The organism is Actinoallomurus rhizosphaericola (assembly GCF_024055675.1).
In the GTDB taxonomy this organism is placed as follows: Bacteria; Actinomycetota; Actinomycetes; order Streptosporangiales; family Streptosporangiaceae; genus Actinoallomurus; species Actinoallomurus soli.
In genome coordinates this window covers 146,357-165,441 of the sequence record NZ_JAMXMW010000018.1, presented here as the reverse complement: position 1 = coordinate 165,441, position 19,085 = coordinate 146,357, and the positions used below count along the sequence as shown (strand labels likewise).

The window sequence follows — 19,085 nt, the reverse complement described above, 5'->3', positions numbered from 1 at the left end:
CGATATCGATGATCACCGGCCGGCTCGGAGCGCCCTGTCCACCGCCGACTCGGCCTCCAGAGCATCCAGCCACGACCGGAGCAGCGCGTTGACCTGCTCCGGCTGGTCGAGGTGCACGTTGTGGCCGCATCCGTCGAGGACGGCGTACGTCATGCGTGGATAGTGCTCGAGCAAGGCCAGTTGATCCCGCCAGCCGACCATGTGATCCTGCCGCCCGGTCACGAGGAGATGCGGACCGTCGTGCGTGGTGAAGCGGGTCTCGGGAGTGGCGGAGAGCATGTACGCCGCAGCCAGCTCCCTCGCGTCATCCCGGTGATGGGCGCGGAGGCCGGGAAGGACATGGTCTCGGAACGCCGCCCATCCCGCAGCCGTCTGCCAGACGGCGATGTCCGAGAAGACGGCCCGGTCCGCCGGGTCGAGCGCGGCGAGGAGCTCGTCGTCGCGATCGAGCACCTGTCGCGCCGGCAGTTCGCGCCGCCCGACCGGGGCGACGACGGGCGCGAGCAGGCACATGCCCATCACCTGTGCGCCGAGCTCGGCGACGACATGCCGGACGAGCTGGCCGCCGAACGAGATGCCGACGATCGCGAAGGGTTCACGGCCGATCACCTCGTCGATGAAGGTCATGAGCGCCGCCGCCGTACGATCGGCCGTGACGGGAGCCGGCAGCCGCGGCGAGCGCCCCGACCCGGGCAGGTCCACGTACACGCGGCGCCATCCCGATCGATCGGTGAACGCGGACTCCAGCGGCAGCATGAGGCGGTGGTCGACCGTGAACCCGTGGACCATCAGCACGGGCACTCCCCGGCCGAACTCGACGTGGTGCAGTGTGTCCTCAGTCGTTCGCATGGCCACACGATGCAGCCTTCACATTGATGTGAAGGTCAACTCGGGCCTCAGGCGACCGCCCATCGCATCGGGCGGGGAGCCGTTGGATGGCAGGACCTGGTTCCCGGCCGACCTGGTCGCCGCCGGTCGGCACCTCGCTCGCGGCCCCGGGAATGGGAGTGCTCTCGCACCACCGGGGCAAACCTTCGAATTGGAGCATGTCGGGCACCGGCGGCGGTAGCTCGCTTCCGAGGCCGTCTACTCAGAGGAGAATTCGTCTCCTCTGAGTAGACGGCGCAGAATGCGATGGGCCGGTCGGCGAGGGGGAATCGGCGCTAACGCGGGTATCCGCCTGATTTCACCAGGCCGCAACCCGCGCTGTGCGACGATTCAGTGCTTCGCCGCGTCGCAGGTCAGCGTCTTGCTTCCGGAGGTCACGGTGATCTGCGCGTAACCGGCATGCGGGATCGCCGGGAACCGCAGGTCCTTCGTCTGCTGCCCCTGGGCGAGCGTGAACTGCTTGTGCGCCTCGGGCGGCGGCTCGGAGTGGTCCGTCATCAGCAGGTCGACGCTGACGTTCGCCGGCCCCGGGTACGCCACGTGGACCCGCGTGCCGGCCTTCGCCGGGGTGTACCAGGACTTCAGGCACGTGCCGAACACGTGGGTGACGCCGCTGGACGACTCGATCGGCCCGGAGAAACCGGGGATGTTGGCCTTGGTCGCCGGCTCGGTCGCGGCGTTCGGCTTCGGCGAGTCCGCGCGCGTGGCACCGGTCGACTTGGCCGGGTGGGAACCGCTCGAACAGGCCGACGTCACCGCGAGCGCGGCAACGGTCATGATCAGGAAACGACGCATGCACGTATCATCGTGCACACCGGACACCCTACGATCCGGAATGACCCGGTGCAGGGCCTCCCTTTCCGAAACCGCGCTCATCGCGGCCCGTCGCAGACCGTCGATCGACCTCGGCCTCAGCCCGGAGCCCGTCACATGACCCGTGAGGGGCCGCCCCGTGACCTCGAAGCGGCCCTCCCGGTCATCCGGCCGCCTTCTCCGCCACGGCCACTTCGACGCAGGCGCCGCCGTTCTCTGCGCTGCGCTTCGACTTCCGCCAGTCGGTGATCAGCCCCATCGTTCCTCCGCCGTTCTGCGAATGAAATCGATCGACTCGTGCTGTGGCATCGCGAAGGACCGGACGGACTCCCACGCCCCCGAGAGGATCGCGATGTCCTCCTGGGTGCTGGTGACGAGTCCGCGCACCGCCGTCTCCAGATATGCCACGTCGCGCCCGTCCACGGTCGCGAGGATGTACGCCCCTGCTGATCGGGGATTCACGTCTGAGCGTACAACCTGGATCGTGAGACGAGGCCCGACGGAGTCGGCGAGATGCATCAACTGGTCGTGCATGACTTTCGGCCCGCCGCGTCCTCGATGAAGGACCGCTTCGTCGAGCACGAAATGCAGGACGGGCGGCGGCGGGTCGTTCCGGGTGAGGATTTCACGGCGCTCCATCCGCGCGGCCACGGCCGCCTCGTCGCCGCCCAGCATGGCGGCCGCGTAGTCCTCGGTCTGAAGCAGGCCGGGGACGTTCGACAGCTCGACCCACCGGAGCACGTCGGAGTCGATTTCGACGTCGCGCCACTCGCGGAACCACTGGGGTGTGGGGTCGATGTCGAGCTGCCGGCAGACCTCCAGGAGGACGCCGGACGGGATGTGCAGCGCCGCTTCGAGGGCCGCGACCTGGTCGGCCTTCGGGAGCAGCCGGCCGGTCTCCAGCGCGCTGACCCAGGGCTCGCTGTACCCGAGGTGGTCGGCCAGCTCCCGCTGGCGGAGCCCGGCGGCGTCGCGGTACCGCCGCACCTGACGGCCGAGAGTTATCAGTGCCGGGCTCGGCATCCTGCCCATTTTTGTCCCCTTTCGCCGGACCATAACGCGCACTATCTTGCGCGGTCCCCTCATGGCCTCGCCGTGACAAAGGCTCGAAGATATTCCGATCATAAGCGGGAGGCGGTGATTCTGTGTTCCCTTCGAGAGAAAAGGGGATCCGGAATGAAAGAGCCCACGGCCGAAGAGATATCCGCCTACGCGAGATGGCTGACGCAGGCCTGCCAGGAGGCCGGCCTCGACGCGGAGCAGTACGGGCGGACGGTTTTGATCATCGCGACCGACCACTTCCTGTCCGAGCAGGTCACCTGCCAGGTCGACGAGAACGGCGTCCTCCGGCGGTACTGGTCCTGGGGGAAGCCGATCGCCCACCTCCGCGACGCGACGCGAATTCTCACCACCGACGAAGTCGACGACCTCGTCGCGGCGATCAAGAACGTCGTCTCGATTCAAATCCGTCGGCGATGACGCCGGAGGAAGGTCTGATGTGCTCCCTCTCCAGGCTTCGCGAGTTGGTCGGCGCTTTGACCGAGGAAACGCCTTCGACGTCGGCCGAGTTGCTGCAACTCGACCGCCTTATCCGCAAATATCCAGCCGCCGCGGCGCTGGGCCTGAGGTTGGCGCAGCGAATCCCCGCCGACCTTCCCGCGCCTCCCGGCTGGTCGGCCGCCGCGAGCCTCAACGGCATCCTGCTGTGGCAATGGCACGGCGGCACCCCGTACGTGGCTACGGCCGATCTGGACCAGCTCCACTTCCTCGGGGTATCGCTGTCCCGATTCGACCGCATGACGGCCGAGCAACTCCGCGCGTACGTCGAGGAATGACGGAGGAGAGCCGGGTGACCGGACGACGGGTGCCCGGGTACGTAGTTTGGAACGGATCTCTCCGCACGGCCGACGGGAGTGGCGAATGGACTTCGGGCTCAACCTTCCCTCGTACGGTTCCGGGGCGTCGCCCGAGACGGTGGTCCGGGTGGCGGAGCAGGCCGAGCGGATCGGGCTGGGCGCGATCTGGACGTTCGAGCGGCTGCTGCGCCCGATGGAGCCGGTCTCGTACGGCGGGTTCGCGCCCCTCGCGCCGCTGCCGGAGGCGTACGCCACGGTCTACGACCCGCTGGAGACGCTGAGCTTCCTGGCGGCGCGGACGAGCCGGATCCGGCTCGGCACCAGCGTGATGGCCGCTCCCCTGCACCCTCCGGTCGTGCTGGCGCGGCGGCTGGCGACCCTGGACGTGCTGAGCGGCGGGCGCCTCGTCGTCGGTCTCGGGCAGGGGTGGATGGCGCAGGAGTTCGCGGTGGCCGGTGTGCCACGGGAGCGGCGCGGCGAGCGGTTCGCCGAGCACATCGCGGCGATGCGGGCGGTGTGGGGGCCGGATCCCGTGCGGTTCGATGGTGACTTCTACGCGATCCCCGAGTCGCAGATCGGGCCCAAGCCCGTACGGCCGGGCGGGCCGCCGCTGGTCGTCGGCGCGGTCGCGCCGGTCGCCGTGGAGCGCGCCGCGCGGCTGGGGCTAGGACTGAACCCGGTGGTCATGGCGTGGAAGCAACTCGACGACACGGTCTCGACGTTCTGGCGCGCGGCGGAGGAGGCCGGGCACGACCCGGCCTCGCTGCCCCTCGTCGTGCGGGTCAACGGCTCCATCACCGTGAAGCCGCGTGAGGAGCGTACGCCGCTCACCGGATCGGTGGACCAGGTGCTGGAGGACTTGGACCGGGTGCGGGCGCTGGGCGCCGCGCACGTGCTGTGGGCGATGCGGACGCACCCGGACGAGCAGCTGGCGGTGATGGAGGACCTGCTGGCCCGGGCACCGTCCTGACGGGGACGGCGCCCGGGCCGGCGCGGGTCGGCGGAGGCAACGTCAGCGGGGCCGGCGCCGGGACGTCAGCGCGGGCCGGCGCCGGGGCGTCAGTGCGGGGCGGTGTCGGCCGCGACGGCCATCGCCGCGACCGCCTGCTCGGCCTGGTCGACGGTGTGGCGGCCCAGGCCGCAGGCCGTGGCGACCGAGTACGCCCGGCGGCCGGCGGCGGTCTCGAGGAGCCGCAGGCTCTCGGCGCCGCCCTCCGGGTCGGCTGCGGCGGCGATGCCGGCGATGATCCGCCATTCCGGGTCGAGCCGCCGCAGCGGCCGGTAGAACTCCTCGGTCACCGGTGACGGGTGCGCGCCGTACGCCGCGGGGAGGTGCACGGGCGGCAGCGCGCGGCCGTGGCGGCGCAGCGCGGGGGCCAGCAGGTTGAGGTAGGTCACGGCCGGGCCGAGGTCGCGGGGCGCGACGAGCTCGGTGTTCCCGAGGTTGCCGTAGCACAGGTGCAGGATCACCTCCGCCTCCGCGGGGAGTCGGCCGAGCAGGCCGGCGACCTGGCGGGCGAGCAGCCGCGCGGCGAGGGACCGGCCGCCCGGCAGCCGCTTCGCCATGTCCATGCCGACCAGGACGGACGGCGTCTCCAGCTGCCAGACGACGTCCCGGCCGCCGACGGGGGTGAAGGCGGTCACCTCGTCGACGGTCGCCTGAGTGAACACCGACAGGTGCCGCAGGGACAGCCACGGCCGTCCCTCGAACACGAAGATCGCCAGGTCGAGCGGGCTCGGCAGGCTGAGCTGCAGGCGGACGTCGGCGAGTTCGGGGCGTTCGGCGCGCAGGGCGCGGAAGTCCTCCAGCATCCTCCGCAGCACGTCCTCTCGCTCCATCGACACGTCGGCGGGCCGGAGCCGGTGGCCGCGCCGGACGCCGTACCTGCGCATGTCCTCGTAGCCGGTGTACTCGCCGGGCCGCCTGACCTCGAAGGCCGGCCGTTCGGCGATGGTCCGCAGGTAGGCGACGATCCAGTCGGAATCGACGTCACAGGGCAGCGCGGTCAGCCGGTGGTCGCCGACCTGGTCGGTGATCCACTCCATGGCCTGGCGCGGGGTGCCGCACACGTCCGGCGGCAGACTTCCAACAAAGTGCATGGAACGCGACATAGCGTTACCATCGCACCCAAGATCACTTTCGGCAATCACGCCAGATGACCGGTTCGTGACACTGGGGAGCGCGGCCACACCGCCGAACGGCCTCTGAGGAAGCTCTGAGATTCGCGAGCCCATCCTTACCGCGTCCGACCCCTGACTGAACGGCTGAGGTGGCGTGGTGAAGGACTATCTGGTGATCGGCGCGGGACCGGCCGGGCTGCAGCTCGGATACCTGCTGGAGAAGGCGGGCCGCGACTACCTGATCCTCGAGGCCGGGCCGACCGCCGGGCACTTCTTCAGGACGTACCCCCGGCACCGCACGCTGATCTCCAACAACAAGTTGCACACCGGGTGGACCGACCCGGAGCTGAACCTGCGGGCGGACTGGAACTCGCTGCTGACCGACGACCCGGAGCTGCTGTTCACCCGGTACAGCGAGCGGTACTTCCCGCCCGCCGACGAGATGGTGCGCTACCTGAGCGACTTCGCCGAGGCGACGAAGCTGCGGATCGCCTGCGACAGCCGGGTCGTGCAGGTCACCCGCGACGACGAGGGCTTCACGGTGCGGACCGAGGGCGGTGAGGTCCACCGCGCCCGGCGGGTCATCGCGGCGACCGGCCCCTCGAAGCCGTACGTCCCGCCGATCCCCGGCATCGAGACGGCCGAGCTGTACACGGACGTGTCGGTGGACCCGGCGGACTTCACCGACCAGCGGGTGCTGATCCTCGGGAAGGGCAACTCGGCGTTCGAGACCGCGGACAACCTGATCGAGAAGGCCGCGGTGATCCACGTCGCGGGACCGCACTCCGTACGGCTGGCGTGGCAGACGCACTTCGTCGGGCACCTGCGCGCGGTCAACAACAACTTCCTCGACACGTACCAGCTCAAGGCGCAGAACGCGATCCTCGACGGGAGTGTCAAGAACATCGAGCGGCGGGACGACGGCGGTTACCTCGTCACCGTGAGCTTCGCCCGCGCGAACGAGGTCACCAAGGACGTGCCGTACGACCGGGTGATCGTGTGCACGGGCTTCCGCTTCGACGCGTCGATCTTCGATGAGACCTGCCGGCCCGAACTGATCATCCGCGACCGGTTCCCCTCCCTGACGACGGCGTGGGAGTCGGTGAACGTCCCGGACCTGTACTTCGCCGGGACGATCACCCAGTCGCGTGATTTCAAGAAGGGGACGAGCGGGTTCATCCACGGGTTCCGGTACAGCGTGCGCGCGCTGCACCGGATCCTGGAGAGCAGGTACGAGGGCGTGGAGTGGCCGCACCGGGCCGTGCCGAACACACCCGACGCGCTCGCGGACGCGGTGCTCGAACGGGTCAACCGCACGTCGGCGCTGTGGCAGCAGTTCGGGTTCCTGGCCGACGTGATCGCGATCGACGGCGACGGCGCGCGGTACCTGGAGGAGATGCCGTTCGACCACGTCGACCTGCCCGACCACTACCGGATCACGCTGGACTACGGCCCGGACCACGACAAGCACGACCCGTTCGACATCTCCGTCCGCCGCATCGCGCAGAGCGACGCCGGCCGGGCGGACGAGGGCCACTACCTGCACCCGATCGTCCGGCACTACCGGGGCGGGGAGCTCGTCGCCACCCACCACATCACCGAGAACCTCGAGAACGAGTGGGACTCCCCGGACGTCCACCGGGAACCCCTGCGGGCGTTCTTCGCCGCGCAGGCCGCGGCCGTGCCGGCCTGAGGGAGGGCCGGTGCGGACCCTGCGCGAGTACGAGGCGGTGGCGCGCGAGCGCCTCGACCCCGCCCACTACGACTACTTCGCCGGCGGCGCGGGCGACGAGGTCACACTGCGGGCGAACGAGGCCGCACTGGCCCGCCTGGCACTCGTGCCGCGCATCCTGCGGGGTGATGCGCGGCACGAGCTCGGCGTGACCGTGCTCGGCACCGACGCGTCCATGCCGGTGCTGGTCGCGCCGACGGCGTTCCACCGCCTCGCCGCTCCCGACGGCGAGCGCGCCACCGTACGGGCGGTGGCCGCCGCCGACACCATCATGATCGTGAGCATGGCCGCGACCGTGGCGGTGGAGGACATCGCGGCCGAGGCGCCGGGCGCGAAGCTGTGGTTCCAGCTGTACGTCCAGCCGGACCTGGCCTTCACCGAGGCGATCGTCCGGCGGGCGGAGGCGGCGGGCTGCCGGGCCCTGGTCGTCACCGTCGACTCCCCCGCCCGTGGCCGGCGCGAACGCGACGACCGCAACGGCTTCCACGACCTGCCCGACGGCCTGTACTGCGAGAACCTCCGGACCGGCGGCTCCCCCGGGGACGTGCGGCCGATCGCGATGTCGCCGGAGATCTCTTGGGAGCACATCGCGTGGCTGCGGGGCGTCACCGACCTGCCGATCGTGCTCAAGGGCGTCCTGCACCCCGAAGACGCCCGGCTCGCCGCCGACGCCGGCGTCGCGGGCCTCATCGTGTCCAACCACGGCGGCCGCCAGCTCGACACGACGCCCGCCACGATCGACGTCCTCCCGGAGGTCGTGGACGCCGCGGACGGCCTGCCCGTGCTCATGGACGGCGGGATCCGGCGCGGCACCGACGTGCTCAAGGCCCTCGCCCTCGGCGCGAGCGCGGTGGCGATCGGCCGCCCGGTCGTCTGGGGCCTGGCCGCCGAGGGCGAGCAGGGCGTCAAGGGCGTGCTGGAACGGATCCGCGACGAGGTCGGCGAGGCCCTCATCCAGTGCGGCTGCGCGTCGGTCCGGGATCTCGACAGGACGTACGTCCGATGCTGATCATCGTCTTGGCCGTCGCGGCCCTTCTCCTGCTCAGCCTGCCGTACTGGCTGCCCGGCCGCGTCGTCGCGCTCCGCGTGTGGATCTTCGCCCGCGTCAACGGCGACGAGGGCATCCCGATCCCGGGTCCCCTGGTGGACGTGTCCCGGTTCAAGGAGGTGTACGCCCATCAGGCGGCGGACGGCCGCAGCAGGGGCGCGGCCCTGTCCGACCTGTTCTGGTACTGGCTGGCACCCGGCCCGCACATCCACCAGGAGCACCTCGAGCCCGGGCCTCGGTACGACGAGGTCGCCCGGACGACGCGGGCGTTCCTGGCCATGCCGACCGCCCGGGTCGAGGAGCTCACGGCCCGGTGCGTCGAGCGGGGCCTGCGCGGGATCGACGGCATGACGGCCGTACGGCTCCGGGACCTGATGATGCCGATCTGGGCGGAGTTCTTCTACGAGGTGGTGTTCGGCGAGCCGTGCCCGCCGGAGGCGCGCGACCTCATCGCCGCCAACGCCGACGACGTGGTGACCTCGCTGAAGTGCTGCGGGCTGCGGCACATGGACCGGCGGGTCCGGCTCACCGACTACCTGGAAGGCCGCCTCGCCGACGTGCGGCACCCGCTGCCGGCGGGCCTGTCGGCGCGGGAACGGGCGCTGTACCTGCAGGGCACGTTCTTCAACACCGCGGTCGTGCAGACGTCGGAGGCCATGACGCACCTGCTCATGGTGCTGGCGGACCACCCGGACGCGCAGGAGCGGCTGCGCGACGCCGACGACCGGTACGTCCAGCGGGTGATCGACGAGACGCTGCGGCTGTACCCGCTGTTCGGCGTCGCGCACCGGATCACCTCGGGCGAGATCCAGGTCGACGACCGCACGACGATCCCGGCGGGCTCGGTGCTTCTCTTCTCCTATCCGGAGTTCCACCGCGCCCGGTTCGAGAACCCGGACGAGTTCCGGCCCGAGCGCTGGGAGACCCTGTCGGCGCGGGACGCCGACCACATCCCGTTCGGGATCGCCGCGAACCGGCCCTGCCCCGCCTGGCGCCTGACGCCGATCACGATGCGGGTCGCGGCGCGGGAGGTCCTCCGGCGGTTCGCGCTGCGGACGTCCGCCGCGCACACCCGGTCCGTCCCGAACCGGGGCCCCTGCCTGCTCCTCCCCCGCGACGCCGCCGTCCCGCGCGTACGGCGGGCCGCGCTGCTGGCGGCCATGCGGATCCGGGATCGCTGGGAGGACGTCTGGCGCAGCGTCGTCCAGCTCGTCCTCGGCGCCTTCATGGTGTGGGACGCCCGCCGGCAGCGGCTGTGCGAGCGCCACTTCGCGGCCGCCGAGGCGGCCTGCCCCGTCACCGGGAGGACACGGTGAAACGACACGGTTTCTGGATCGGCGCGCTGCTGGTCACGGCCGGCGTGCTGATGCACGTCCCCGACTACGTGATGATGCGGCACGACCACTTCATGATGGCCGGGATGGCGATGGGCCGGGTGATGTCGCTCGGCATGGCGCTGATCGTGCTCGGCCTCGCCCTGTGCACCTGGTCCCTGCTGCCCGGCCGGGAGGAACGGGCCGCACGGGCGCGGCGGGCCTCGGCCGTGCCGTACGCCGCGCTCGACGAGGCGCCGCTGACGCGCGCGCACTGGCTGCTCGTCGCCGTGCTGACGATCGGCCTGGTCGTCGACACGATGAAGCCCGCCTCGCTCGGCTTCGTGGTGCCCGGCATGGCGAAGGAGTACGGCATCAGCACGCGGGAGGCCGCGTCGCTGCCCTTCGTCGCCATCACGGGGACCGTCACCGGGTCCGTGCTGTGGGGGTTCCTCGCCGACGTCTTCGGCCGCCGGTCGACGATCCTGCTGTCCTCGATCATCTACATCGCCACCTCGATCTGCGGCTTCATGCCCAGCCTCGGCTGGAACCTCGTCATGTGCTTCTTCATGGGCGCGTCGGCGGGCGGGATGCTGCCGACCGTGTACTCGCTGATGGCCGAGTCGATCCCGGCCCGGCGGCGCGGCGGGCTGATCGTGCTGCAGAGCGGGCTGGGCGCGGCGCTGGGGTACCTCGTGGCCAGCGGCGCGTCCGCCCTGCTGGTCCCGCACTTCAGCTGGCGGATCCTGTGGGTGCTGGGCGCGCCGACCGGCGCGCTGCTCCTCGTGCTGAGCCGCTGGATTCCCGAGTCACCGCGGTTCCTCCTGTCGGTGGGCCGGGAGGAGGAGGCGGCGCGGGTGATGGCGCGGTACGGGATCACGACCCGCGCGTCCGGCGCCGCGCCCGTGACGCCGCCCGCCTGGTCGTCGTTCCGGTCCCGGATCCGCGCGCTCGTGGTGCCGCCGTTCCGCCGCCGCACGGCCACCATCACCCTGTACGGCCTGGGCTGGGGCATCGTGAACTGGGGATTCATCACGTTCCTGCCGACGTTCCTGGGCGACGGCGGCAAGCACTCGGCGGGCGGCCTGCTGTTCTTCTCCTCGCTGTTCGCGGTGCCGAACACCGCCCTGGCCGCCTACCTGTACGGGCGGTGGGGCAGTCGCCGGACCATGTTCTGCTACGCCGCGGTCACCGGCGTGGTGCTCGTGCTGTTCCCGGTGTTCGGCGTGGACGCGGACCGGGGGCGGGCGCTCCTCCTCGCCCTGCTGGTCACGCTGCTGGCCGGGGCCGGCGGCATGATCGCGCTGCTGTCCCCGTACTCCACCGAGGTCTATCCGACCGCCCTGCGCGCGGGCGGCAGCGGCCTGGCCGCGGCGGCGGGCAAGATCGGCGGGATGCTCGGCCCGCTGCTGCTGACCTCGGCGCCGAAGCTCCCCACGATGGCGCTGATCGTCGCGGCGCCCGTCGGCGCGGCGGCGCTGGTGCTGTGGCTCACCGGGATGGAGACCGCGGGGCGGCCACTGGTGGAGGCGGAGACGGGGTGACCTCGACACGCTCGGCGCGTACGGCCCGGGGCTCGGCCGCGGCGCGAACGGTCCGGGGCTCGGCCGAGACGCGCCCCGTCCGGGGTTCGGCCGCGGCGCGGACGGGCTCGGGAGCGGCCTCGGCGCGGACGGCTTCGGCGCGAGCGGCTTCGGCGCGGACGGTCTGGAGTTCGGCGGGCAGCCGGACCGTGAAGGCCGCGCCCGCGCCGGGCCGCCCGTCCACCTCGATCGTGCCGCCGTGGCCGTCGACGACCTCGCGGACGAGGGCCAGGCCGAGGCCGAACCTGCGCCCGGTCCCGTGCTCCCCTCGGGCGAAGCGGGTGAACAGCCGCTCGGCGTCCCGCGGATCGAGCCCGACGCCGTCGTCGCGGACCTCCAGCTCGATCATCGCGCCGCTCCGGGTCAGCGTCACCGTGATGTGCCCGCCGGGGGCGATGTGGCCGAAGGCGTTGTCGATCAGCGATGTGACCACGCGCCGCAGCGCGGGTTCGACGCCCTGGACGACGTACGGTCCCGCGCCCCGGCGCCGGACCTCGACGGTCGCCTGCCGCTCCTCGGCACGGGCGCTCTCGGCGGCGGCCAGGTCGTCGGCGAGGGCTCCGAGGTCGACCACACCGAACGGCCGCCGGCTCTGGCTCAGCTGCGCCGACAGGAGCAGGTCGTCGATCACCTCGCCGAGCCGGCGGGTGCCGGTGACCATGCGTCCCAGCTCGGTCGCCAGGTCGGACGGGTCGCCGCCGGGCCTCAGCCGCCGCTCCAGCAGCTGCGCGCGGGTGTGCAGCTGGGTCAGCGGCGTGCGCAGCTCATGACTCGCGTCGGCGACGAACCTGCGCTGACGGGCGAGGGCCTCGCCCAGCGGCGCGATCGCCCGGCGAGAGAGCAGCTGACCGACGAGCAGCGCCGCCGCGAGCCCGGCCGCCTCCGCCGCGGCGAGCGCGACATAGAGCCGGCGGCGCTCCTCCATCTGGTAGCGCAGGTCGATGGCCGCCTGCCGGACCACGCCGCCGCGGACCGCCGTCCGTACGACGTAGGCCCGGCCGCCGACCGTGACCCGCCCGACGCGGGTGCGGCGGTCGGCCGCGACGCGACGGAGCACCGAGCGCACGGGCAGGTCCGCGGGCGCGCCGGGCGAGGTGGTCAGGGCGTTCCCGCGCAGGTCGAACAGCCAGACGCAGGGCGGCGGGTGGGCGATGTCGGCCCGCTCGACCGCGACGGCCAGGTCGCGTCGCGCGGAGGACTCCTGGCCCTCGATCGTGACGCAGTAGACGAGCATCCCGACGAGGGCCACCACCAGGGTCACCGCCCCGGCCACCTCCGCGGTGATGACGGCGCGGGCGCGGACCAGCAGCCGCCGTTCCAGGTCCGGGGTTCTGCTCACGGCGCCTCGTCCGGTCGTGTGGTCACAGCTCTCCCGCTCTATAGCCCACGCCGCGTACGGTGCGGATGACCGTCCGGCCGAGCTTGGTGCGCAGGTAGTACACGTAGGTGTCGACGATCGACTCCGCCGGCGCGGCGTCGAAGACGCGCTCGCGCAGCACGGCCCGCGTGTGCACCTGGTCGGGACGGCTCGTCAGCACGCGCAGCAGTTCGTACTCCCGCCCCGACAGGGTCACCTGCGCGCCGTCCGGAAGGGTCACGACCCTGGTGGCGAGGTCGAACCGGCCGGCGCCCAGCGGCAGGACCTGCGCGCTGTCCCGGTTGCGGCGGCGCAGCGCGCGCACCCGTGCCAGCAGTTCGTCGATCTCGAACGGCTTGACGAGGTAGTCCTCCGCGCCCGCGTCGAGGCCGGCCACCCGGTCGGCGACGGCGCCGAGCGCGGTGAGCACCAGCACCGGGGTGACGACCGCCCGGCGGCGCAGCCGGACCAGCAGGTCCAGGCCGTCGAGCACGGGAAGCCCCCGGTCGATGATCATCGCGTCGTACGGCCGGCTCAGGCCGAGGTGCAGGCCTCGCTGGCCGTCGCGCGCGAGCTCGACCGAGTAGCCCTCCTCGGTGAACAGCCGGACCAGCATCTCGCTGAGCTCGTCGTCGTCCTCGACGAGCAGGAGGCGAGCGCGCGACGCGTCGCGAGACTCGGCCTCCGCCATCATTGACAGCACATGTCATCCCAGAGCGGATCTTGGTCAGGACTCGGGAAAACCGTAGATCCTCGCGGGTGCGGCGACAAGAGAGGGGCGCCGACCGTACCGGCGTCCCGCACCAGGGGCCCCATCGCCTCGTCACCCACCGCGATCAGGCCAGATGACCCCCTTACCGTGAGTTACCATAAGCGTTGCTGGATCGTGCCTTTCATTTCATTGACGCGGCTTTTACTCCCGCTTTAAGCTCGCGCCGCAATTGCCCCAAAGACCCCAAAGGCGGTGTGCCGTGCGCACGTGGCGCAGACACGCAAGGGCCAATCGGCTGATCGCGGTGATGTCGGCGGGAGCGCTGTTCGCGCTCGGAGAGGGCGCGGTCGCCGCCGCCCAGCCGACCGCCGCGGCCACCCCCAAGACACGCGTCCAGACGGAGCACCAGGGGGCGGGCGACCATGACGCCCGCCCGGGCGGCCGCGCCCCGTCGAGCACGCAGCGCGACCTGGCCCGCCGGCAGCGGGTCGCCGCCCGGTGGAACCGGCTGGGCACGCCCGCCGGCCTGGTCCCCCAGGGGACCACGGCCCTGGCGACCGGCCTGCCCGCCGACCCGGTGACGGCCGCGCGGACCTACCTGACGCAGCACCGCGACCTGCTCGGGCTGTCGCAGCAGGCGGTCGACTCCCTCGAGGTCGTGGCGAAGAACCCGATCGGCTCCGGCGCCGCCGTGCTGTTCCGCCAGCGGTTCGGCGGCCTGCCGGCCGGCCATGACGGTCTCGCGGTCGTCGGCGTCGCCGGCGGCAAGGTCTACCAGGTCAGCTCGTCGCTCGCGCCGGACGTCCCGTCCCCGGCGCCGGCGACGCTCACCGAGAAGGACGCGGTACGCGCCGCGGCCCGTGACGTGCGGCTGGACGCCGGCACCGTGACCGCCCAGGCGGCCACCGGCGGCTGGCGGCGGTACGCGGCCGACGGGCTGAAGGGCACGCAGGGCGTCAAGCTCGTCGCGGTGCCGATGCCGGCCGGCGGCGCGCGGGCGGCCTACGAGGTGTCGCTCAACGACGACGCGCCCGACGGCGTAAGGTCCTACACCAGCTACGTCGACGCCCGTACCGGCGAGGTCCTCATCCGCCAGGACAACGTGGACGACGAGACCGACGACCCGCGGTGGAAGGCGTTCCCGGAGAACCCGCCGGCCGACTACCGCACGAAGGACACCCGCGAGACGTGGTGCCCGGCGAAGGCCGCCGGCTGCGACCGCGTCGTCGGCAACCCCGCCTCCCCGCTCGCCTGGGACGTCGACCCGGGCGTGAGCGGCACCGCCTCCACGCAGACGACGCGCGGCAACAACGAGTGGGCCGCCGAGGCGTGGAACAACGCCACCGGCACGGGGTTCAACCTGAACGGCTTCGCCACCCCGCGCCCGGACCGGCGGTACACCTACCCCTGGACCAACCAGTGGTACGCCCAGAAGTGCGCCCCCGGCGTCTTCGACAGCCCGCAGCGCAATGACATCGACGCGGCGGACGCGAACCTGCTGGCCATGCACAACCGCATGCACGACTTCTCCTACGCCCTCGGGTTCACCGAGAGCGCCTGGAACCTGCAGGACGACAACTTCGGCAAGGGCGGGCTCGGCGGCGACCCCGAGCACGGCAACGCCCAGTCCGGAGCGCGGGTCGCGACCAGCCTGATCCGGGACAACGCCAACCAGGCCACGCCGCCCGACGGCAACCCGCCGACCACGAACATGTACCTCTGGCAGTCGATCGCCGGCTCGTTCTACTCCCCCTGCGTCGACGGTGACTACGACCAGTCGGTCATCGGCCACGAGTACACCCACGCGATCTCCAACCGGATGGTGGCCGGGCCCGACGACCGGCTCACCGGCTACCAGGCGGGCGCGATGGGCGAGTCCTGGTCCGACCTGGTCTCGATGGAGTACCTCGCCTCGAACGGCCTCGTGCCGGCCGGCCAGAAGGAGTCCGTCACCGGCCAGTACGTCACCGGGAACAAGGTGCGCGGCATCCGCGACTACGACCTGGCGAAGAACCCGCTCAACTACGGCGACCTCGGCTTCGACCTGACCGGCCCGGAGGTCCACGCGGACGGCGAGATCTGGAACGCCGTCAACTACGACATCCGGCAGGCGTTCCTCGACCGCTACGGCAAGGGCACCGCCCCCCTGCGCAGGTCCTGCGCGGAGGGACGCACCCCGGTCACCGCCTGCCCGGGCGACCGCCGCTGGGTCCAGCTCGTCTTCGACGCGTGGCTGCTGATGGCCCGGGGCGACGTGACGATGCTCGACGCCCGTGACGCGATGCTCGCCGCCGACCGGATGCGGTTCGGCGGCGCGAACCAGACCCTGCTGTGGGACGCCTTCGCGGCCCGTGGCATGGGCGACGGCGCGGCCAGCAACACGAACGCCGACGCCGACGCGACGCCGAGCTTCGCCTCGCCGACCGCGAAGAACGCCACCGTCCGGTTCGAGGCCGTCGACGAGGCGGGCAGGCCGGTGCCGGGCGCCCGCTTCTACGTGGGCGACTACCAGGCCCGCGCGGTCCCGGTCGCCGACACCGACACCACCACCGGCCTGGCGGACACCGCGGCCATGGTGGCGGGCCGGTACCGCTTCATCGCCCAGGCACCCGGGCACGGCCTGGCCCGGATCACCGAGCGGGTGACGGCGGGCTCGCACCGCACCGTGCGGGTGTCGCTGCCGCGCAACCTCGCCTCGGCGGCGAACGGCGCCACGGCGACCGGCGACGGCGTCGACCTCGGCGCGCTCATCGACGACGACGAGGGCACCACGTGGGCCTCGCTGTCCGCCGCCGGGACCCCGGTGGCGGGCCGCGGCGTCACCGTACGGCTCGCGGGCGGCACGCCGCAGCAGGTGCGGCGGATCCAGGTCAGCGCGCTGCTGCGGCCGGCCGACTCCAAGGACCCGGGCGGGGACACCGGCTCCCAGAACCGGTTCACCGCGCTGCGGTCGTTCAAGGTCCTGGCCTGCACGGCCTCGGCCACGGTCGACTGCTCCAATGCCGCGGACTACCGCACCGTCTACACGAGCGACAAGGACGCCTTCCCGTCCGTCCGGCCCCGCCCGGTCGCGCCCGACCTGACCATGCGGTCCTTCACCATCCCGCGCACCACCGCCACGCACCTGCGCCTCGAGGTCGCCGCCTCGCAGTGCACCGGCGGGCCGGACTACGCGGGGCAGCAGACGAACGACCCGAACGTCCCGACCGACTGCACGACCGCGAGCCCCTACTCCGGGCAGGTCCGGGCGGCCGACTTCGAGGTCTTCGCCCGCTGACGCGCGCGCACGGGCGCCGGTGGGCCCACTTCGGTGGGCCCGCCGGCGCCCGTCGCCGTTCCGCCACCCCGCGTCCGAGGTTCCCGCCTTCCGATCCGGCAAACCGAATCGGGTTCCAATTCTTGTTCGGCGGTCCTATGGTTGCGTGAAACAACCCAGCGCTGTGGAGGGCCGATGCCCGAGACGACCGCGTACCGGATCTGTCCCCTGTGCGAGGCCACCTGCGGTCTCAAGCTGACGATCACCGACGGCCGGGTCACCGGCGCCAGGGGCGACGGCGCCGACGTCTTCAGTCACGGCTTCATCTGCCCCAAGGGCGCGACCATCGGCGAGCTCGAGGACGACCCCGACCGGCTGCGCTCCCCCATGGTCCGCGACGGCGACCACTGGCGCGAGGCGGGCTGGGACGAGGCGTTCGCGGTGGTGCGCCGCGGCCTCGGCGAGGTCACCGGGCGCCACGGCCGGCAGGCGCTCGCCCTCTACCTCGGCAACCCGAACGTCCACACCCTGGCGGGCGGCCTGTACGCCGGTCCGCTGGCCCGGGCGCTGGGCAGCACGCACCTCTACTCGGCCAGCACCGTCGACCAGATGCCCAAGCACGTCTCCAGCGGCCTGCTGTTCGGCGACCCCCTGGCCATCCCGGTGCCGGACCTGGACCGCACGTCGTACCTGCTGATGCTCGGCGCCAACCCGCTGGAGTCCAACGGCAGCCTGTGCACCGCCGCCGACTTCCCCGGCAAGCTCAAGGCGCTGCGCCGGCGCGGCGGCACCCTCATCGTCGTCGACCCGCGCCGCACCCGGACCGCGCGTCTCGCCGACCGGCACCTGCCGATCCGGCCGGGCGCGGACGCGTACCTGCTGTTCGGCGTCGTGCGCACCCTGTTCACCGAGGGCCTGGTCGCCGACACGCCCGGCGTCGACGGCGTCGCGGACGTGGAGCGGCTGAGCCGCGACTTCGCCCCCGAGGACGTCGCGGACGTCTGCGGCGTCCCGGCCGGGGAGATCCGGCGGCTCGCTCGCGAGCTGGCCGCCGCCCCGAGCGCCGCCGTGTACGCCCGCATCGGCACCTGCACCGCCGAGTTCGGCACGCTCACCAGCTGGCTGGTCGACGTCGTCAACGTCCTCACCGGCAACCTGGACCGTCCCGGCGGCGCGATGTTCCCCCTCGCCCCGCATCGCCGGCCGGGCACGGGGAGCGGGCGCGGGTTCCGTACCGGCCGCTGGCACAGCCGCGTCCGTGGGCTGCCCGAGGTGCGCGGCGAACTGCCCGCCACGACCCTGGCCGACGAGATCCTCACGCCCGGCGAGGGCCGGGTGCGCGCCTTGATCACGGTGGCCGGCAACCCGGTGCTGTCCCTGCCCGGCGGCGAACGCCTCGGCGACGCGATCGGCGACCTGGAGTTCATGGTCAGCGTCGATCCCTACCTGAACGAGACGACGCGGCACGCCCACGTGATCCTCCCGCCGCCCCCGCCGAGCCGCTCACCGCACTTCGACATCGCGTTCGGGGACCTCGCGGTGCGCAACACCGCGCGCTACTCCCCGCCCGCGATCCCGCTCCGGGACGGCGAACTCGACGAGTGCGCGATCCTGGCCCGCCTCATCGCCCTCGTGTCCGGGCAGGACGCCGGCGCCGACGTCGACGAGCCGGTGATCGCCCACCTGCTCGGCAAGGCGATCGCCGACCCGTCCTCGCCCGTCCACGGCCGGGACCCGGCGGAGCTGCTGCCGCTGCTCACCGGAGAGACCCCGGCGCTGCGCCGGCTCGACCTCATGCTGCGCCTCGGCGCGTACGGCGACGGATTCGGGGCGGCGCCGGGCGGCCTGTCCCTGGCCACGCTGCGGGACGCGCCGCACGGCGTCGACCTCGGCCCGCTGAAGCCCCGGCTGCCCGAGGTGCTGCGGACACCGTCCGGCCGGATCGACCTGTGCCCGCCGCCACTGGCCGAGGACGTCTCACGGCTCCGCGACGGCCTCGCCCGGCGGCGTACCGGCCTGGTCCTCATCGGCCGCCGCCACCTGCGGTCCAACAACAGCTGGCTGCACAACCTGCCGGGCCTGGTCCGGGGCTCGAACCGCTGCACGCTGCAGGTCCACCCCGAGGACGCCGGCCGCCTCGGACTGGCCGACGCGGGAACGGCGAAGGTGACGGGCGCCGGCGGAACGATCGAGGCCGAGGTGGAGGTCACCGACGAGGTCATGCCCGGCGTCGTCAGCCTCCCCCACGGATGGGGTCACGGGCGGCCCGGCACGCGGATGTCCGTCGCCGCCGCGCACGCCGGCGTCAACGCCAACGCCGTCACCGACCCGCTCGCCCTCGACCCGCTGTCCGGCAACGCCGTGCTCAACGGCGTACCGGTGGAGGTGCAGCCCACCTGACCCAGT

The 19,085-nt window shown here is 72.4% G+C and carries 16 protein-coding genes; 9 read left to right on the top strand and 7 right to left on the bottom strand.

Annotation, left to right across the window (positions count from 1 at the left end):
* Positions 1 to 12: 12 nt before the first annotated feature.
* From NE234_RS33160 to NE234_RS33145, 4 genes are all read right to left on the bottom strand, one after another.
* A complete protein-coding gene (locus NE234_RS33160) occupies positions 13 to 849 on the bottom strand; it encodes an alpha/beta fold hydrolase (protein WP_252784830.1) in 837 nt (278 codons plus the stop codon).
* A 369-nt stretch (positions 850 to 1,218) separates the two neighbouring features.
* The gene (locus NE234_RS33155; RefSeq protein WP_252784829.1) at positions 1,219 to 1,683 is read right to left on the bottom strand and encodes a hypothetical protein; all 465 of its coding nucleotides are present in this window, start codon (positions 1,681 to 1,683) and stop codon (positions 1,219 to 1,221) included.
* A 181-nt stretch (positions 1,684 to 1,864) separates the two neighbouring features.
* The gene (locus tag NE234_RS33150; RefSeq protein ID WP_252784828.1) at positions 1,865 to 1,960 is read right to left on the bottom strand and encodes a DUF397 domain-containing protein; all 96 of its coding nucleotides are present in this window, start codon (positions 1,958 to 1,960) and stop codon (positions 1,865 to 1,867) included.
* Positions 1,951 to 2,733: a helix-turn-helix domain-containing protein gene (locus NE234_RS33145; RefSeq protein WP_252784827.1), complete on the bottom strand. Its 783-nt coding sequence runs from the start codon at positions 2,731 to 2,733 to the stop codon at positions 1,951 to 1,953. The genes NE234_RS33150 and NE234_RS33145 overlap by 10 nt, the downstream gene beginning before the upstream one ends.
* Before the next feature lie 144 nt (positions 2,734 to 2,877).
* On the opposite strand from NE234_RS33145, the gene NE234_RS33140 reads away from it, so the two are divergent.
* The 3 genes from NE234_RS33140 (at position 2,878) to NE234_RS33130 (ending at position 4,527) form a co-directional block, all read left to right on the top strand.
* A complete protein-coding gene (locus tag NE234_RS33140; protein WP_252784826.1) occupies positions 2,878 to 3,180 on the top strand; it encodes a hypothetical protein in 303 nt (100 codons plus the stop codon).
* Positions 3,177 to 3,536 (top strand): hypothetical protein, encoded by a 360-nt coding sequence (locus NE234_RS33135; RefSeq protein ID WP_252784825.1) that lies wholly within the window; start codon positions 3,177 to 3,179, stop codon positions 3,534 to 3,536. The genes NE234_RS33140 and NE234_RS33135 overlap by 4 nt, the downstream gene beginning before the upstream one ends.
* An 85-nt stretch (positions 3,537 to 3,621) precedes the next feature.
* Positions 3,622 to 4,527 (top strand): TIGR03619 family F420-dependent LLM class oxidoreductase, encoded by a 906-nt coding sequence (locus tag NE234_RS33130; RefSeq protein ID WP_252784824.1) that lies wholly within the window; start codon positions 3,622 to 3,624, stop codon positions 4,525 to 4,527.
* An 89-nt stretch (positions 4,528 to 4,616) separates the two neighbouring features.
* Here the strand turns inward: NE234_RS33130 and NE234_RS33125 are convergent, their stop codons facing one another.
* Positions 4,617 to 5,657 (bottom strand): hypothetical protein, encoded by a 1,041-nt coding sequence (locus tag NE234_RS33125; RefSeq protein ID WP_252784823.1) that lies wholly within the window; start codon positions 5,655 to 5,657, stop codon positions 4,617 to 4,619.
* A 178-nt stretch (positions 5,658 to 5,835) separates the two neighbouring features.
* On the opposite strand from NE234_RS33125, the gene NE234_RS33120 reads away from it, so the two are divergent.
* From NE234_RS33120 to NE234_RS33105, 4 genes are read left to right on the top strand one after another with little or no spacing between them, the layout of a single operon-like run.
* Positions 5,836 to 7,371, top strand: a complete 1,536-nt coding sequence (locus tag NE234_RS33120; RefSeq protein ID WP_252784822.1) for an NAD(P)-binding domain-containing protein — start codon at positions 5,836 to 5,838, stop codon at positions 7,369 to 7,371.
* 10 nt (positions 7,372 to 7,381) lie between these two features.
* Positions 7,382 to 8,419, top strand: coding sequence for an alpha-hydroxy acid oxidase (locus tag NE234_RS33115; protein ID WP_252784821.1), 1,038 nt, complete (start codon positions 7,382 to 7,384; stop codon positions 8,417 to 8,419).
* On the top strand, positions 8,413 to 9,774 hold the full coding sequence (locus NE234_RS33110; protein ID WP_252784820.1) for a cytochrome P450: 1,362 nt from the start codon (positions 8,413 to 8,415) through the stop codon (positions 9,772 to 9,774). Before NE234_RS33115 ends, NE234_RS33110 begins: the two co-directional genes overlap by 7 nt.
* Complete coding sequence (locus NE234_RS33105; protein WP_252784819.1) at positions 9,771 to 11,315, top strand: MFS transporter; 1,545 nt, start codon at positions 9,771 to 9,773, stop codon at positions 11,313 to 11,315. Before NE234_RS33110 ends, NE234_RS33105 begins: the two co-directional genes overlap by 4 nt.
* Here NE234_RS33105 and NE234_RS33100 read toward each other — a convergent pair.
* Together NE234_RS33100 and NE234_RS33095 are read right to left on the bottom strand one after the other, a co-directional pair.
* A complete protein-coding gene (locus tag NE234_RS33100) occupies positions 11,263 to 12,693 on the bottom strand; it encodes a sensor histidine kinase (protein ID WP_252784818.1) in 1,431 nt (476 codons plus the stop codon). The two genes, NE234_RS33105 and NE234_RS33100, sit on opposite strands and share 53 nt — an antisense overlap.
* Positions 12,694 to 12,715: 22 nt before the next feature.
* On the bottom strand, positions 12,716 to 13,402 hold the full coding sequence (locus NE234_RS33095; RefSeq protein ID WP_252784817.1) for a response regulator transcription factor: 687 nt from the start codon (positions 13,400 to 13,402) through the stop codon (positions 12,716 to 12,718).
* A gap of 328 nt (positions 13,403 to 13,730) precedes the next feature.
* Here NE234_RS33095 and NE234_RS33090 point away from each other — a divergent pair, with 328 nt between their 5' ends.
* Complete coding sequence (locus tag NE234_RS33090; protein ID WP_252784816.1) at positions 13,731 to 16,700, top strand: M36 family metallopeptidase; 2,970 nt, start codon at positions 13,731 to 13,733, stop codon at positions 16,698 to 16,700.
* A gap of 174 nt (positions 16,701 to 16,874) precedes the next feature.
* The gene (locus tag NE234_RS33085; RefSeq protein WP_252784815.1) at positions 16,875 to 19,079 is read left to right on the top strand and encodes a molybdopterin oxidoreductase family protein; all 2,205 of its coding nucleotides are present in this window, start codon (positions 16,875 to 16,877) and stop codon (positions 19,077 to 19,079) included.
* The last annotated feature ends 6 nt before the right edge of the window (positions 19,080 to 19,085 follow it).

Bases quoted from the DNA above. Each gene is read 5' to 3' on its own strand.
- NE234_RS33160 (WP_252784830.1), bottom strand. From the start codon at position 849: ATGCGAACGACTGAGGACACACTGCACCACGTCGAGTTCGGCCGGGGA.
- NE234_RS33155 (WP_252784829.1), bottom strand. From the start codon at position 1,683: ATGCGTCGTTTCCTGATCATGACCGTTGCCGCGCTCGCGGTGACGTCG.
- NE234_RS33150 (WP_252784828.1), bottom strand. From the start codon at position 1,960: ATGGGGCTGATCACCGACTGGCGGAAGTCGAAGCGCAGCGCAGAGAAC.
- NE234_RS33145 (WP_252784827.1), bottom strand. From the start codon at position 2,733: ATGGGCAGGATGCCGAGCCCGGCACTGATAACTCTCGGCCGTCAGGTG.
- NE234_RS33140 (WP_252784826.1), top strand. From the start codon at position 2,878: ATGAAAGAGCCCACGGCCGAAGAGATATCCGCCTACGCGAGATGGCTG.
- NE234_RS33135 (WP_252784825.1), top strand. From the start codon at position 3,177: ATGACGCCGGAGGAAGGTCTGATGTGCTCCCTCTCCAGGCTTCGCGAG.
- NE234_RS33130 (WP_252784824.1), top strand. From the start codon at position 3,622: ATGGACTTCGGGCTCAACCTTCCCTCGTACGGTTCCGGGGCGTCGCCC.
- NE234_RS33125 (WP_252784823.1), bottom strand. From the start codon at position 5,657: ATGCACTTTGTTGGAAGTCTGCCGCCGGACGTGTGCGGCACCCCGCGC.
- NE234_RS33110 (WP_252784820.1), top strand. From the start codon at position 8,413: ATGCTGATCATCGTCTTGGCCGTCGCGGCCCTTCTCCTGCTCAGCCTG.
- NE234_RS33095 (WP_252784817.1), bottom strand. From the start codon at position 13,402: ATGGCGGAGGCCGAGTCTCGCGACGCGTCGCGCGCTCGCCTCCTGCTC.
- NE234_RS33090 (WP_252784816.1), top strand. From the start codon at position 13,731: ATGTCGGCGGGAGCGCTGTTCGCGCTCGGAGAGGGCGCGGTCGCCGCC.
- NE234_RS33085 (WP_252784815.1), top strand. From the start codon at position 16,875: ATGCCCGAGACGACCGCGTACCGGATCTGTCCCCTGTGCGAGGCCACC.